Annotated in this window: 9 protein-coding genes; 5 read left to right on the forward strand and 4 right to left on the reverse strand. The window is 54.9% G+C overall.

What is annotated here, in order from left to right:
- The first annotated feature begins 23 nt into the window (after positions 1 to 23).
- From HYU99_07030 to HYU99_07040, 3 genes are all read left to right on the forward strand, one after another.
- Positions 24 to 257, forward strand: coding sequence for a ferredoxin (locus tag HYU99_07030; protein MBI2340097.1), 234 nt, complete (start codon positions 24 to 26; stop codon positions 255 to 257).
- Positions 258 to 602: 345 nt separating this feature from the next.
- On the forward strand, positions 603 to 4,253 hold the full coding sequence (locus HYU99_07035) for a vitamin B12-dependent ribonucleotide reductase (protein ID MBI2340098.1): 3,651 nt from the start codon (positions 603 to 605) through the stop codon (positions 4,251 to 4,253).
- Between the two features lie 117 nt (positions 4,254 to 4,370).
- Positions 4,371 to 4,538: a hypothetical protein gene (locus tag HYU99_07040; GenBank protein ID MBI2340099.1), complete on the forward strand. Its 168-nt coding sequence runs from the start codon at positions 4,371 to 4,373 to the stop codon at positions 4,536 to 4,538.
- A gap of 185 nt (positions 4,539 to 4,723) precedes the next feature.
- On the opposite strand, the gene HYU99_07045 is transcribed toward HYU99_07040, so the two are convergent.
- Entirely contained in the window at positions 4,724 to 5,890 is a 1,167-nt protein-coding gene (locus HYU99_07045; GenBank protein ID MBI2340100.1) for a hypothetical protein, read from the reverse strand.
- Between the two features lie 457 nt (positions 5,891 to 6,347).
- Here HYU99_07045 and HYU99_07050 point away from each other — a divergent pair, with 457 nt between their 5' ends.
- The gene (locus HYU99_07050) at positions 6,348 to 7,526 is read left to right on the forward strand and encodes a hypothetical protein (GenBank protein MBI2340101.1); all 1,179 of its coding nucleotides are present in this window, start codon (positions 6,348 to 6,350) and stop codon (positions 7,524 to 7,526) included.
- 89 nt (positions 7,527 to 7,615) lie between these two features.
- On the opposite strand, the gene HYU99_07055 is transcribed toward HYU99_07050, so the two are convergent.
- Complete coding sequence (locus HYU99_07055; protein ID MBI2340102.1) at positions 7,616 to 10,702, reverse strand: efflux RND transporter permease subunit; 3,087 nt, start codon at positions 10,700 to 10,702, stop codon at positions 7,616 to 7,618.
- A 131-nt stretch (positions 10,703 to 10,833) separates the two neighbouring features.
- The gene (locus HYU99_07060) at positions 10,834 to 12,105 is read right to left on the reverse strand and encodes a TolC family protein (protein ID MBI2340103.1); all 1,272 of its coding nucleotides are present in this window, start codon (positions 12,103 to 12,105) and stop codon (positions 10,834 to 10,836) included.
- A 68-nt stretch (positions 12,106 to 12,173) separates the two neighbouring features.
- On the opposite strand from HYU99_07060, the gene HYU99_07065 reads away from it, so the two are divergent.
- Positions 12,174 to 14,603, forward strand: coding sequence for a sodium-translocating pyrophosphatase (locus HYU99_07065; protein MBI2340104.1), 2,430 nt, complete (start codon positions 12,174 to 12,176; stop codon positions 14,601 to 14,603).
- A gap of 13 nt (positions 14,604 to 14,616) precedes the next feature.
- Here the strand turns inward: HYU99_07065 and HYU99_07070 are convergent, their stop codons facing one another.
- Positions 14,617 to 15,291, reverse strand: a complete 675-nt coding sequence (locus HYU99_07070) for a hypothetical protein (protein MBI2340105.1) — start codon at positions 15,289 to 15,291, stop codon at positions 14,617 to 14,619.
- Between the last annotated feature and the right edge of the window lie 92 nt (positions 15,292 to 15,383).

The raw sequence follows: 15,383 nt of genomic DNA on the forward strand, positions 1-15,383 counted from the left end.
CCCGCAAGGAGGGTTATTTATCTATGGCAAACAAGGAAGAGAAGGTCAAAGACAACGTGACCGGAAGCTGGTTTGTCGACAGCCAGTGTATCGACTGCGACCTCTGCCGGACCACCGCCCCCGCCAATTTCAAGCAAAATCCCGACGAGGGTTTTTCGTATGTCTATAAACAACCGGAAAATGAGGAAGAGAAAAAGCTCTGCCATCAAGCCTTGGAAGAATGCCCGGTGGAGGCCATCGGCGCCGATGCGGCCTGAATCCGCCGGAGGCGGACCAAATGGAGAGTTTGCATTTTAATCCGTTGAAATTACTCTATAATTTTTTTGACACTGTGCATCATGCCGATTTTATTACCCTTTTTTGAATTTTTTTTCTTTTACTTTTCAAGAAGTTAATCCACGACCGAAAAAATTCCTTGCTGACCCCAAAGGGTTGTGGTTCAATGCAACAAGATACACAATATATTGTGTTTTTTAGCTCAATCGGACTCCATTTTCCAGACATTTTAGCGGTTTTTGTCTCTTAAAAAAAGAGGGAGGGATAACCCCTCCCGGCCTCTCCTTAATCCTAAGGGGAGGAGAAAAAGGAAAAGGTCTGTTTATATGAAAATTCATCGTTTTTTCACAAAAAAGGAAGCTTCACCTTACGAGGGGATAAAGTTTGTCACCCGCCGGTCGGAGGTCAAAAACCCGGACGGGTCGGTGGTTTTTCACATGGACAATGTTGTCGTTCCCGAAAGCTGGTCACAGGTGGCCACCGATGTCCTCGCCCAAAAATATTTCCGCAAGACCGGTGTGCCGCAGGAATCAGGGGCAACCGGTGCTACCAGTGGCACCGGCCCTGCCGGTTCGGAAAATGACGCCCGGCAGGTATTTCACCGGATGAGCGGTTGCTGGCGCGACTGGGGGGAGAGGCACGGTTATTTCGATTCCAAAGAAGACGCCCGGGCCTTCTACGACGAAACCTGTTGCATGCTGGCCCGCCAGATGGCGGCCCCCAACTCGCCGCAGTGGTTTAACACCGGCCTCTATTTTGCTTACGGTTTAAAGGGCCCCAGTCAGGGGCACTATTACGTCGATCCCAAAACCGGAACGGTTGAAAAATCCAAAAGCGCCTATGAACGCCCACAGCCACACGCCTGTTTCATCCAGTCGGTCACGGACGATCTCGTCAACGAGGGGGGGATCATGGACCTCTGGACGAAGGAGGCGCGGCTCTTTAAATATGGCTCCGGCACCGGCTCCAACTTTTCGGCTCTCCGGGGCCGGGGAGAAAGGCTCTCCGGCGGCGGCCGCTCCTCGGGGCTCATGAGTTTCCTCCAAATAGGCGATCGCGCCGCGGGGGCCATCAAGTCGGGCGGCACCACCCGGCGCGCCGCCAAGATGGTGGTGGTTGACATCGACCATCCCGACATCGAGGAGTACATCAACTGGAAGATGGTTGAAGAGCAGAAGGTTGCCTCGCTGGTAGCCGGCTCGCGGCTTTTGCAGAAGGACCTGAATTGCATTATTCGGGCGTGTCATTCTGAACATATGGCCGGCGACCCTGTCGCCCGGTTTGATATCAGGAAAAATGCCGTTTTGAAAGAGGCGGTCCACCAGGCGCTTCTCCACGAGGTGCCGCGCAACTACATCGACCGGGTCATCCACTACGCCCGGCAGGGGTACACCGCCATCGACTTCCGCGAATACAACACCGACTGGGTCTCGGAGGCCTATCAGACCGTTTCGGGGCAAAATTCCAACAATTCGGTCCGCGTCGCCAACCAATTTATGGAAGCGGTGCAAAACGACCTCGACTGGAATCTTGTCAACCGGACCGACCGGAGTACCGCCAAAACGGTCAAGGCGCGCAAACTCTGGGAGGACATCGCGTATGCCGCCTGGACCTCGGCCGACCCCGGCATCCAGTACGACACGACGATCAACGAATGGCACACCTGCCCCAACGGGGGGCGGATCACCGCGAGTAATCCCTGTTCGGAATACATGTTCCTGGACGACACCGCCTGCAACCTCGCCTCGCTCAACCTGATGACCTTCTACAACAAGGAGAAGGAACAGTTCGACCTTTCAGCCTACCGGCATGCCATCCGTCTCTGGACAATCATTCTGGAAATTTCGGTTCTGATGGCGCAATTCCCCAGCCGGGAAATTGCCCGGATGACCGACGAATACCGAACCCTCGGCCTCGGTTATGCCAATCTCGGGGCGCTTCTCATGATTCAGGGAATTCCCTACGACAGCCCCAAGGGGCGGGCCATTTGCGGGGCCTTGACCGCCATCTTGAGCGGCGAGGCGTACGCGACCTCCTCCGAGATGGCGCGGGAGATGGGGCCCTTTCCCAAATTCAGGGAAAACCGCGAGGCGATGCTCAAGGTGATTTGCAACCATCGGCGCGCCGCCAATAATGCCCCCCCCGAAGAATATGAGGGGCTGACCATTATTCCGGTGGGAATCGATCCGCGGGAATGCCCGGCCGATTTTTTGTCTGCCGCGCGCGGGGCCTGGGATCGCGCGCTGACCGGCGGCGAAAAACACGGCTATCGCAACGCACAGGTCACCGTGATCGCCCCCACCGGCACCATCGGTCTGGTGATGGATTGCGACACCACCGGCATCGAGCCCGACTTCGCGCTGGTGAAATTCAAAAAACTGGCGGGAGGGGGTTATTTCAAGATTATCAACGAAAGTGTCCCTCCGGCGCTCAAGCGTCTCGGTTACACCGCCGCCCGGATCGAGGAAATCGTCCAATACTGCCGCGGCACCGGGACGCTTCGGGGCGCCCCTTTTGTCAATCACGAAACCCTGAAGGCCAAGGGATTCACCGACGAGATTCTCCTTGCGCTCGAGAACCAGCTCTTTTGCGCCTTTGATATCACCTTTGCCTTCAACCAGTGGACGCTCGGGGAGGAATTTTTGAAGGAGACGTTGAAAATTTCCGCGGAAGTCTACAATTCTCCCTCCTTCAATCTCTTGAAGGAAATCGGTTTTTCCGACGCGGAAATTGGAAAAGCGAACGATTATTGTTGCGGCACGATGACCATCGAGGGGGCGCGGCATTTAAGGCCCGAACATTATCCGGTCTTCGACTGCGCCAACAGGTGCGGCCGGTACGGCGCCCGCTTTATCAAAACCGGCGCCCATATCGAAATGATGGCGGCGGCCCAGCCGTTCATCTCCGGCGCCATCTCCAAGACCATCAACATGCCGCACGAGGCCACAATCGACGATGTGAAGGAGGCCTACCTGAAATCGTGGCGGATGTGCCTCAAGGCCAACGCCCTCTACCGCGACGGCTCCAAACTTTCGCAACCGTTGAACAGCGTGGCACAGGAGTTGTACAAAGACCTGGATCAGGCAACGAAGGAAAGGGATGGAGCGCCGGCGCCAATGGCGCCGACAGCGCCGGTGGCCGTCGTGGAAAAGATGGTCTATCGCTATCTTGCCAAACGGCGCACCCTTCCCAACCGCAGGGACGGCTACACGCAAAAGGCGGAAATCGGCGGACACAAAATATATCTTCGCACCGGCGAATTCGATGACGGATCGCTGGGGGAAATCTTCCTCGACATGCACAAGGAGGGGGCCGCCTTCCGGAGCCTGATGAACTGCTTTGCCATCGCCATTTCGGTGGGCCTGCAATACGGCGTTCCGCTCGAAGAATTCGTCGATGCCTTCACCTTTACCCGGTTCGAGCCCAACGGGATCGTGAAGGGGCATGACAATATCAAGATGGCCACGTCGGTGATCGACTACATCTTTCGCGAACTGGCGATGAACTATCTGGGGCGCTACGATCTGGTGCACATCCATCCGGAGGATCTGCGAAACACTTCCGTGCGAAAGCATGAGACCGAGGAGGAATACAAGGAAGAAGAGGTGGTTTCGGTGCGAAAGGTGTCAACTGCAGAGGCATCTGCCGATGGTCTGCAAACGATTTCGGCGGAGGTTTATGCCCCCGTCCCGGAGGTTGGGCCGGAGATTCACAAAGTCCCCGAGGAGGCTCCTAAATCCAATGGAAACGGCAACGGGAACGGCAACGGTCATTCGCATGCCGATGAAGCCTCTCCCATGACGGTCCCTTATCAAACGGCCATCAGGGCCTTCGATACGGCGGCCGATCGTCTTCGTGTCGCGCGCCTGAAAGGGTACGAGGGGGACCCTTGTCCCGAATGCGGGCAACTCACGCTTCTTCGGAACGGGAGCTGTCTCAAATGCGACAGTTGCGGGGCGACAACGGGGTGCTCGTGAAAAAACTTGAAAAAAATGTTTGTAATTCGATCGCGCCCCGCTTACAATTTGCCCCTATAGGGCATCCGCCGCGTTGTATTGGCGGACCCCTTCCCATTCCAACAAAAGGAGAAATCAATGGCTAAGAAAGCAAGCAAAAGGAAGGCCTTTGGGGGTTACACCATCACTTTCAGGGGTTGCAAGGATAGCGTCGAGAAAGTCTTCGGCTCATCCCCCCTGGCGCCCAGCGCAATGACCAAAAAAATCTGGGCCTATGTGAAGAAAAAACGGCTGTCGCGGAGATAAAAAGCAACAATTCGGTCTCGAGCGGCTGTCTTGAGGCTCCATCGGCTGTTTGAGCGCACCGAAATGAACATCGCCAATCGGAACATTATTAAACCCAATGGTCAAATAGAGTGGCGATTAGATAGACCGCGAGTTCCGATGGAACCGAAAGCAGACGCCGAGAGTGAATTGTTGCGACAAGGGATTTAAAGCGCGAACCGCCGATATTCATTGCGGCAGGGGTTCCCAACGCAAATTTCCATTTTCCTTTTTTCCGGATAAATCAGCGCCGAGGCCACGGTATCGGCTGTTTCCGGCTGATGCCTGCAGATCGTCAGGCGCCCCGGCCTGTTTTCCGCGCCGTGGTCGGAGAGGATTTTGATGATCCCGTCCCGGGACCATTTTTTCCCTTTTTTAACCAACGCCTCGTATCGCTCTTTTCTTGCCCGGTTGAATTGGTGAAATTTCTTTCCGCGAAGGAGAACGGGGTAAAACCACCAGGGAAAGACCGCGTTTTGTGGAATTTCCACCGACTGCATTTTGTGCATCTGATACTGGTTAAACGAAAAGAGCGGCTCATCCGTCATCTCGCGCAGGGCGCGGCGCGAAGGAGCCAGTTCCATCGCCGCGCAATCGCCAAAGGCATCGACAAAGGTCATGATCCCGCCGCAGGGGACCGGAATTTTTTTGATCAGCGCCACCGCCTCTGCCGTAGAGGCGCACCGGTCGAGACAGGTCTGGACCAGAAAGGCCAGCGGAACGCCGGGCCGGATTTCGTCGGTTGTGTAGCCGTGATTCAAACTGACCGCCAGCCCTTTTTCGTTCACGCCGGCAATCGCCCCGACGGCGGGCTGATAGGTGAGAGAGAGCGAGGCGTAAAGATTTTCCAGTGCCGGTGGCGCTGCCACCCGGTTTCGCCGGACGATCAAAAAAGGGGCAAAGATGGAGATGTAGTCGTGGTTGTAGGCGAGAATCGGCGTTTTCTCTTCGGTCATGCCTGCGGAAAAGGCCAGCGAAGTGCATCCCTCTTCCACGGGCGTTTTGGCTGTCAGAATCTCCACCGAATTGAAGCCGTAGGCCTCGTATAAGCTCATACCGAAGCCTTGCGCCATTCCCTCAAGCCGCGATTCCCAGTCTCCGGAAAAAGAGCGCGAAAGAACCGGAAGGATAAGATTTTTCACCCCCTTTCCCCGATGTCGAAGCCACAAGCGCACAAGGCCCGGCAACACCAGCGGCCGAATCCACGGCGGGAGATTCGGGTAGTTCTTCATGGCGGCGAAATATTTTTCTTTTTGTGAGGCAAAGGCCTCTCCTTGGGACAGACCTCGCTGGAGGGGAGAACCGATAACTTCAAGAATCGAGTTTGAGGGCATACGGCGGAATCTTACTCATGGCCCAGAGGAATGGGAAGCAGTTTGATCACCGTCGGTTACTAACAAAAATTTAATAATCACTCGAAAGGACGCAACTTTATTGTCAGAGTGACGATAAATGAACCAGGAGCAGGCAACGTAACCATCCGCAAAAGGGTGAGATAGGACCGGCCGTCAATTGAAGGGGAAGATTTGTATGGGAACCTCGGTTTCGACGGATAAAATCGATTTAGGCCGCCTCGAATACCTGGATCCGGCAAGCGATCTCATCCCTCAAAATATCTCCAGTGATGACATATTCATGTGCGGCCTCCGCGAATTAGCCTCCCATTCGGATGAACAGATCGTTGATTTGATGGCTTCGACTTTCAAAGAAATTGACAGCGCCGTCTCATCGGAAAAAGCCCGGTTGATGTGTCGCGAAGTCGCAAAAAATTTTCAGCCCATCCGAAGCCCGATGGCCGGTGATCTTGAAATGCTTTGTGGACAAATTGCTTCCGGTTCCACCGATAAGAGACCGGTTTTTCCACTTCAATCGTGGCTAGCGCTAGAAGAAAACTTCAAGAAACTGGTTGCCCTTGACAGCCAAAATAAATTTTTTGCGGGCAATTGGCGCGAATTTTATGACCCGCTGGCGGCGCTGTTGAAGGAAAATAATCTGAATCCGGAAGAGGCGAGCTCTTTTATTCGTGTTTATGTGGAAGGAAAGAAGGTCACGGATCCCTCGGTTATTTTCCAGTCTCTTTTGCTGGGCGTTTATCTCACGATTGCACATGGGGAATTGAGCAATCTCGCCAAACTCAATAAGCCCTTTCTTCAGGAACTTGACGAGTTTACCCGACTGACGCTCAATGACCTGAAAGAGGGGAAAGTCATCTTTGGCGCCGCAGACGGCTCTTTACTTAAGTCTGTTGAGAGAAGTAACGCGGAGGGGATTTATGATCCGAAGAGTGACCGTATCATGCTTTATAGTCAGCAAAATGCGGCGGGTTACTATTCCCCTTCCGCTGTGGACACTCTTTTACACGAAGCCTTCCATCGATGGCAGGATTTTAAAAAAACGCGAATGACCGAATTGGACGCGCAGTTTCAGGCATTTGCCGCCGGAGCGGTTTTAAGCAAACTGCTTTTCCCACAGGATGACCCGGAAATTTTTATGATGAATAAGGCGGATCCCCACGATCCATTCTACTCCCCAAATATTGACTGGCACCTCACCTTGGACAAACTGGCAAAGCTCCTTATTGGGATAAATAATGACAATGAAGAGACAGCTTCTCTATGGGAAAAATGCCGCGAAAAAACCCGGCAGGGCCTGATGAGGGCGGAATTTAATGAGGCCATTTCGTATGAATTGAAACTGCGCCCAAAAAGACAAAAGCGCCTGAAAAACAGACTCATCAAGGAGGAAACGGAATTGTTGGACCCGAACCGGTCTTCCACCGGTAAACGGAAAAAAGATTTGAGGCATAATTACCGCTCTCTGTATTATCTGGCCGCATTGAGCATCGATTACGGCCGCACTCATTCACGCACCGAATTCAATGAATTTGTGAAGACAACGGTTATACCAAAGCTGGACACCCTCAATCTTCCGGAGCTTGTAGACTTTAAAGCTAATGGGTTTAAGAAATAACCGTCCATAGCCACCTGCCCCCTTTACGCCGCGGAGGCCCTCCCCGAAATTTTTGCAAGAACGCAATAAAAAAGCTTGCGCGGCGATTGTCACACGTCGATATGCCGCCGTTCAAACCTTGCCAAAAGGCTGTAGGCGCAGGGGACGACAAACAGCGTCAGCAGAGTCGAGACAAAAATCCCGCCGATCACCACCACCGCCATTGGGACCCGCGTCTCCGAGCCGGGGCCCAAGGCCAGCGCGGGAGGGACGGAGGCGGCCAGCGTGGCGAGGCTTGTCATCAAAATAGGCCGCAGTCTCTGGGGCGAGGCGGTCAAGATCGCCTCTTTCAGCTTCATCCCCTCGGCCCGGCGCTTGTTGGTAAAATCGACCAGCATGATGGAATTTTTCTTTGCGATGCCCATCAGCAAAATCAACCCGATGAAGCTGAAGATGCTCAACGATTTTCCGGTGAAAAAGAGGGCGACCCACGCCCCGGAGATGGAAAAAGGGAGCGCGAGCAGGACGGTGATGGGGTGAAGAAAACTGTTGTACTGCGTCCCCAACACCATGTAGGCGACAATCACGCCGAGGTAAAGGGCAAAAAAGAGGCTGGAGAACGATTCCTTGAAGGTCTCGGCCGAACCGGAGAGGACGATCCGGTATCCTTCAGGGAGCGTCTCTTTGGCCAGCTTTTCCGCCTCGGCCAGCGCCCGGCTCTGCGATGAATCGGGCGCCACGTTGGCAAAGATGCCGATCGCCCGTTCGCGATCCTTCCGGGTGATGCTCTTCAACGTCTCATGCTCCTTGATCTGCACCACATCCGAAAGGCGGATCAGCTCGCCGTTTTCGTTTCGCACCATCAGACGCGAAATGTCTTCCGCGGTCTGCCGCGCGGACTCGTCAAGCCGGACGCGGATGTCGCTCCGGTGGCCGCCTTCGGTGAATTTCCCCAGGCGGACGCCGCCGACCAGGGCATTCACGGTTTGCCCGATCACCTCCATGCTCACCTTCCGGTCGGCCGCCAGCGAGCGGAGGGGCGTGATCTGAATCTCCGGCTGGCCGTAGAGGTAATCGGTGTCGGCGTCGACAAAAGCGGGGTTCTTTTCCATTTTGTGAAGGAGTTCCTGCGAGACCCCGGTTAGCTTTTCCCAGTCGGGGCCGCGAACGGTGAACTCGATGGGGAATCCCCGTTGAGCCGTAAAGCCGCGCGTCGAAAGGTCCTGGAGCACCGGCTTGAGATCCGGTATTTTTGAAATCTCCCCGCGAAGAATCCCCATCAGCTCGGACTGCGAGAGGCGATGGTGGAGTTTCGGATCGACCGGCCTCTCTTTTTTGGGGAGCATGCTGACAAAGGACATGGCGGTGTTCACCTCGCCGCCGCCGAATCCGCCGATGGCGACGTAATAGCGCCGGATCTCCGGGCGTTTGGCCAAAAGGACCTCGACCTGTTTTAATTTTTCGTCGGTAAAATTGATGGAGGAGCCGAGCGGCGTCTGCAGTCTGATTAAAAAGGCGCTCTGGTCCTGGGCCGGGACAAACTCCTTTTTCAAAAATGGGAGAAGGGCAAACGAAAGGGCAAAGAGGGCCGTGGCGCCAAGGATCACCTTCCAGCGGTGATCGAGGCATTTTTCAAGCCAACGTTTGTAGGCGACACTCATTTTTCCGAAGGCCCGGTTGACCCATTCGACTCGCTTCGCTCGCTCAGGGTGAACGGCCAGAAAAAGGGAGGCGCGCATCGGGGTGAGTGTCAGCGCCTCGATGAGCGAAAGCCCCACCGCCACCGACATGGTGATGCCGAACTGGAAAAAGAATTTTCCGATGATCCCTTTCATGAAAATCACCGGGATGAAAATGGCGATCACCGCCAGTGTGGTGGCCACGGCGGCCGAGGTGATCTCGCGGGCGCCGTCGATGGCCGCCTGACGGGGGCTTTTTCCCATCTCCTGATGCCGGACGATGTTTTCCAAAACCATGATGGCGTCATCCACCACAATGCCGATGGCGAGAATCAATCCGAGGAGGGTGAAAGTGTTCAGCGTAAATCCGAAAAAATAGAGGAAGAGAAACGAGCCGATGATCGATGTGGGAATGGCGAGCCAGACGTTGAAGGTGGCCCCCCACGAGGCGAGAAAGAGAAGGCAGACAACGCCGGTCAACAGCGCCGAGAGAACGAGGCTGAACTTCATCTCGTTGGTGGTGTCCCTGATAAACCGGGTGGTGTCGAAATTTACGGCGAGCGAATAACCGGGGGGGAGATTTTTTTTCAGCTCCTCCAGCCTTTCCTTTACCCCTTCGGCCACGCGGACGGCGTTGGCCCCGCGCTGTTTTTTGATGCCGAGCCCGATGGCCGGAATGCCGTTGGAACGGCTGATCCGGCGGATTTCGTCCAGCCCCAAAACCACGACAGCCACATCCTTGATATAAATGGGCCGGTAGATCGGGGTGCCCCCCCGTTTGTCGATCCGGATGTTACCGAACGCCTCCGGCGTCATCGTTTCTCCCATCGAGCGGACGTTGATTTCGCGGGTCGGCGTCTCGATCCGCCCGGCCGGAACCTCGATGTGCTCGGCTTCGATGGCGTCCAATACATCCTTCACCGTCAACTCGTGGGACGCAAGTTTATCGGGATCGATCCAGACCCTTAAGTTCGGCTCCACGTAGCCGCCGAACATCACTTCGCCGACGCCGCTGACGGTTTGAATCCGATCTTTCAAATGATCGCGGGCATATTCCATCAGTTCGCGAAGGCCCTTGTCCGAGGAGAGGGCAACCCACATGATCGGCTGGTCCTCCGGGTTGATCTTGACTACGGTTGGCGGGTCGATGTCTTGCGGGAGGCGCCTTTGAACCTGGGCGATTTTTGTCTGGACCTCCTGCAGAGCGGCGTCGATGTCGCGCCCCAGTTCAAACTCGATGCTGACGGTTGCGCTTTCCTGGCTGGAAGTGGATGAGACTGAACGGATCCCCTGAACGCTCATCACGGCGTCCTCGATGATGTCCACCACGTCGGTCTCCATGATCTCCGGGGCGGCCCCCTCGTAAGTGATGTGGACGGTCACCACCGGAAAATCGACGTCGGGCATTTCGCTGATCCCCATGCCGGCAAAGCCGATCCACCCGAAAAGAATCAGCCCCGCCATGAGCATCCAGGCGAAGACGGAGTTTTTTATCGAAATGTCGGAAAGTGTTGTCATTTCTTCTTGTAATGAGAAGGGAGTTCTTTTGGTTCCGCAATTTTTACAAGCCGTACTTGCCGGCTTGGACCATCTGCGGCCCGCGCGCGGCGGGGAGCAAAAATTGCTCCACTAAAAGAACTCCCTTCTCATTATGGCGCCACTCCTGCCGTAATTTGAAGGGTCGTCCAGTCGATCCGCGACTGGATTTCGGCGGAGTCGTGCTCTCTTAGGGCAGTCAGCCAGATCTTTTGCGACTGAATCACGTCCAGATTGTTCACCAGCCCAAGGCGGAAATCATCCAGTTGGGCCAGATAACTTTCCCTTGCCTTCTTTGCCGCCAGTGAAAATTGGACAAACCGGTTTTTGGACGATTGATAGGCGGCGTAGGCCTTTTTCACGTCGCTTACAGCCTGACGCCCGGCGCGCCCCGCCTCCAGTTCCGCCTCTTTGGCCTCTGCCTTCGCCTCGCGAAGTGCGCCATAGGTTTCCCAGTTGAAGATCGGGAGGTTTAAAGTGAAGAGGGCGTCCCATTTGATCTCTTTCTGAAAGCCGACGCGGTAGGGATAATAATTCGCTTCGGCGTCGATCTGCGGGTAGAGGTCGCTTTTTTTAAGCCCCACATTTCCGCGGGCGATATCCGCGTTTTTTTGGATAGCAAGGATGTCGTCCCGTTTGGAGACGGCAGACACATAGTCGTCCAGCGACTTCAGATTTCCGGTGGGATAATTTTTGATCTCTATGGGCGGCTGTGGATCGAGGCCGGTCAGAAAAGACATCATCTCATAGGCGATCCGTTTTTTCCCCTTTTTTATCTCCAGTTCCCCTTCCAGAAGGGAGAGGTCGGTTTCCTGCGCCAGAAGTTCGCTTGTCCGCGACTTGCCGAGATCGACCCGCTTGCGCACCTCGGAAAGGCGCGACCGTTCAGCCTGAAGAATCCGGTTCGTGGTTGCAATATCCCGCTCGATCTTTGCGAGGACGTAAAAGGCGGCTGAAACATCCTGAAAGAGGAGGCGTTCGGCGTCCTTTCGCAAAAAATTCTGCCGGGCCCGGTCGGCGCTTGCCATTTTCAGGGCGGAAACCGCGCGCACCCCCTGAAAGATCGGTTGATTGAGCGTAATCGCCACCTCCGGACGGCTAAAGCGGGTAAAGGTGGAGCCGATGGTGGAGTCGGCCGAAGAATTGCCGCTGGTGTCCTGCAAAAACTCGCTGGCGTTGATGGAGAGTTGCGGCAGGATACTCCCCAGCGCCTGCGCGTAGCGCCCGCGCGCGGCGGTGATTTCGGCATCGGAGATGGGAATCGTCTCGCTTTTTTTGAGCGCTGACTGAAAGCAGTCGAGAAGGGTCATTTTCGGTCCGGCCGCCGGGACTTTGGTGCCGATAAGGATCATGCCCATAGTGATGATGGAGAAAACTTTTTTCACTTTGAATGTTTCCTTGACTTCAAGCGTCAATTTTAATACCAGAAATCACTTTTTTAGTGGAGGAACTCATGAAAAACAACCGGTTTTTCTTTCTGTTGGGCGCTGTATGCGCATCTCTTGTTATTTTGTGTCTCCCCGCCTTTGCCGGCGAGGCGGACATTCATATACCCGAAGCCCTCGCCACCGTCAGTTTCAATCTGTTTGGAAGAGATATCCTGGGGGTTACCCTCATGCACTGGGGGCTGGTCATCTGCGTCATCGGTCTTCTGTTCGGCCTGTATCAATACAAGCAGACAAAAGCTCTGCCGGTTCACTCCTCCATGCGGGAGGTCTCGCAGACCATCTGGGAGACCTGCAAAACCTACCTGTTTCAGCAGGGAAAATTTCTGATGGTCCTCTGGATACTCATCGGCGCCTGCATCACCTACTATTTTGCCGGTCTTCAACATGTCCCTATTAAAAACGTCGCAATTATTCTGGCGGCCTCGGTCCTGGGCGTCCTCGGTTCTTATGGCGTGGCCTGGTTCGGCATCCGGATCAACACGCAGGCCAACTCCCGCACCGCCTTCGCCTCGCTCTACAAAAACCCGATGGCCACCTTCACCATTCCACTCCAGTCGGGGATGAGCGTCGGCCTTTTGCTTGTCAGTGTGGAGCTTTTCTTCATGATCTGCATCCTTGTTTTTCTCCCCAAGGAGCTGGCCGGCCCCTCGTTTATCGGTTTTGCCGTCGGAGAATCGCTGGGCGCCTCGGTGCTTCGCATCTGCGGGGGGATCTTCACCAAGATCGCCGACATCGGCTCCGATCTGATGAAGATTGTTTTTAATCTGCCCGAAGACGATCCGAAAAACCCCGGCGTGATCGCCGACTGCACCGGCGACAACGCGGGCGATTCTGTCGGCCCCACCGCCGACGGGTTTGAAACCTACGGCGTGACCGGTGTGGCGCTAATTGCCTTTCTGGCGGTGGCGCTGGTGGCAAGCCCCGAGATTTGCGCCCAGCTTATCATCTGGATTTTTGCGATGCGTATTCTCATGATTCTCACCTCGCTCGTCTCCTATCTTTTCAACAACGCCTTGAGCAGAGCGCTCTTCGGGAATAAAAAAGATTTCAACCTTGAACATCCGCTCACCAACCTGGTCTGGATCACCTCCATTATCTCGATTGGTGTCACCTTTGCCGCGAGCCATGCGCTTTTGAAAAACCACGGTCCGCTCTGGTGGGTCCTCTCCGTGATCATCAGTTGTGGCACGGCGGCGGGGGCGCTGATTCCCGAATTCACCAAAATCTTCACCAGCACCCATTCGAAGCATGTCAAAGAGGTGGTGACATCAAGTCGGCAGGGGGGCGCCTCGCTCAACATCCTCTCCGGGTTTGTGGCGGGAAATTTTTCGGCTTTTTGGGAGGGGCTTTTGATTTTGGGCCTGATGTTTGTCGCCTATCGGATGTCCCTGCATCCCGCCCTTTTGGGGGTTATGCCGGTCGAGTTTGCCTTTGCCGCGCCGATTTTCGCGTTCGGTCTGGTCGCCTTCGGATTTTTGGGAATGGGGCCGGTGACGATCGCGGTTGACAGCTTCGGCCCCGTCACCGACAACGCACAGTCGGTGTATGAGCTGTCGCTCATCGAAAAACGGAAGGGAATCAGGGAAGAGATCAAAAGAGACTTCGGCTTTGCGCCGAATTTTGAAAACGCAAAACATTCGCTCGAAAAAGGGGACGGCGCCGGAAACACATTCAAGGCGACCGCCAAGCCGATGCTGATCGGCACCGCCGTTGTCGGCGCGACGACGATGGTGTTCGGCATCATCCTCCTTCTGGAAAAACTCTATGGCAACGTCATTGCCAATTTAAGCCTCGTTCAGGCCCCTGTAATCCTGGGTCTTTTGATGGGGGGCGCCGTGATCTACTGGTTTACCGGCGCCGCGACGCAGGCGGTGGTGACCGGCGCTTATCGGGCCGTTGTGTTTATCAAAGAAAACATCAAACTCGAGGGGTCTCACAAGGCGTCCCTCGCGGACAGCAAAAAGGTGGTCGAGATTTGCACCGTCTATGCGCAAAAGGGGATGGTGAATATCTTTATCGTCATCTTCTGCATGGCGCTTTCTCTGGCCTTCTTCAATCCCTACTTTTTCATCGGCTATCTGGTTGCGATGGCCTTCTTCGGCCTCTATCAGGCGATTTTCATGGCGAACGCCGGCGGGGCGTGGGACAACGCCAAGAAAGTTGTCGAAGTGGATCTCAAACAAAAAGGGACGCCGCTCCATTCTGCCAGCGTTGTCGGCGACACCGTGGGCGATCCGTTCAAGGACACCTCGTCGGTGGCGCTCAATCCGGTGATCAAGTTCACCACGCTCTTTGGCCTTTTGGCCGTGGAAATCGCCGTGACAATGCAGTCGCCACAGACCAAAATGGCCATTGCCATCGCCTTTTTTTCGATCGGCCTCGGGTTCGTAATCCGTTCCTTCTACGGGATGCGGATTCCGGAGGATGCGAAGTAAAGGGGCCTTTGTATTAAAAAATCGACCTGAAGAAATTGGAGACCTTGCCGCGCCCCTTCTTTTTCTTTTCCTTCTCTTCACCCGTAGGCAGGCCGGGGGAAGAGGGGCGGGAGGAGGAGGCAACCATGGTTGGCGAAAGGACAATCTTCCACTCCGGACCTTCCTTGACCAGGTCGAGGGCGAGCGTGTCTTGTCCATAAAGAAGAAACGGGCTTGAGACCTCGGCAACCGCCTTGTTCGTGTCGAAGCCGTTGATCGTCACCTTGTCGATCCGATAATCCTGGACATTGATGCCGACCCGCCGGTGATCGGAGACAAACTTTGCCTCCGAATAGTTTTTTTTCGAGATGGCGGAAAGGAGGCCGTAGGCCGCCTTGTACTCATCGGGTTTCAGATGATCCAGATAGACGCCCACCTGCTTTACAATCACGGCGGAATCCCGGTTCGACCGGGTCAGAAGACTTAAGACGCCTGCCACCGCCAGAAAAAAAACGGCATAGCCGACAACCGCAAACGATACCTTTTTCCGAAAGATTTTTTCGAAGGCCCAGCGCCGTTCGATCCAGAGAATGGTGAGCAGGAAGATAAAGATCAAAACGCCGATCATCAGGTTCCCCTTCAAAAGCAGACTGACAAGAACCCCGATCAGCGCGTTGAAGAAAGAAACATAAAGAGTTTTCTTGTCCATCGTTACGCTGTGTATTGAAGCGAAGGGGGAAATGCAAGACCTTTGTTATCGTGTTCTATTGGGTGCGGAAACCGCTATTTCAAAGTGGAGAG

Source organism: Deltaproteobacteria bacterium (assembly GCA_016183175.1).
Lineage (GTDB): Bacteria > UBA10199 > UBA10199 > UBA10199 > SBBF01 > JACPFC01.

Coding starts and splice junctions, on each gene's coding strand:
- HYU99_07040 (MBI2340099.1), top strand. CDS start 4,371: ATGGCTAAGAAAGCAAGCAAAAGGAAGGCCTTTGGGGGTTACACCATC.
- HYU99_07045 (MBI2340100.1), bottom strand. CDS start 5,890: ATGCCCTCAAACTCGATTCTTGAAGTTATCGGTTCTCCCCTCCAGCGA.
- HYU99_07065 (MBI2340104.1), top strand. CDS start 12,174: ATGAAAAACAACCGGTTTTTCTTTCTGTTGGGCGCTGTATGCGCATCT.
- HYU99_07070 (MBI2340105.1), bottom strand. CDS start 15,291: ATGGACAAGAAAACTCTTTATGTTTCTTTCTTCAACGCGCTGATCGGG.
- HYU99_07050 (MBI2340101.1), top strand. CDS start 6,348: ATGGCCGGTGATCTTGAAATGCTTTGTGGACAAATTGCTTCCGGTTCC.
- HYU99_07030 (MBI2340097.1), top strand. CDS start 24: ATGGCAAACAAGGAAGAGAAGGTCAAAGACAACGTGACCGGAAGCTGG.
- HYU99_07055 (MBI2340102.1), bottom strand. CDS start 10,702: ATGACAACACTTTCCGACATTTCGATAAAAAACTCCGTCTTCGCCTGG.
- HYU99_07035 (MBI2340098.1), top strand. CDS start 603: ATGAAAATTCATCGTTTTTTCACAAAAAAGGAAGCTTCACCTTACGAG.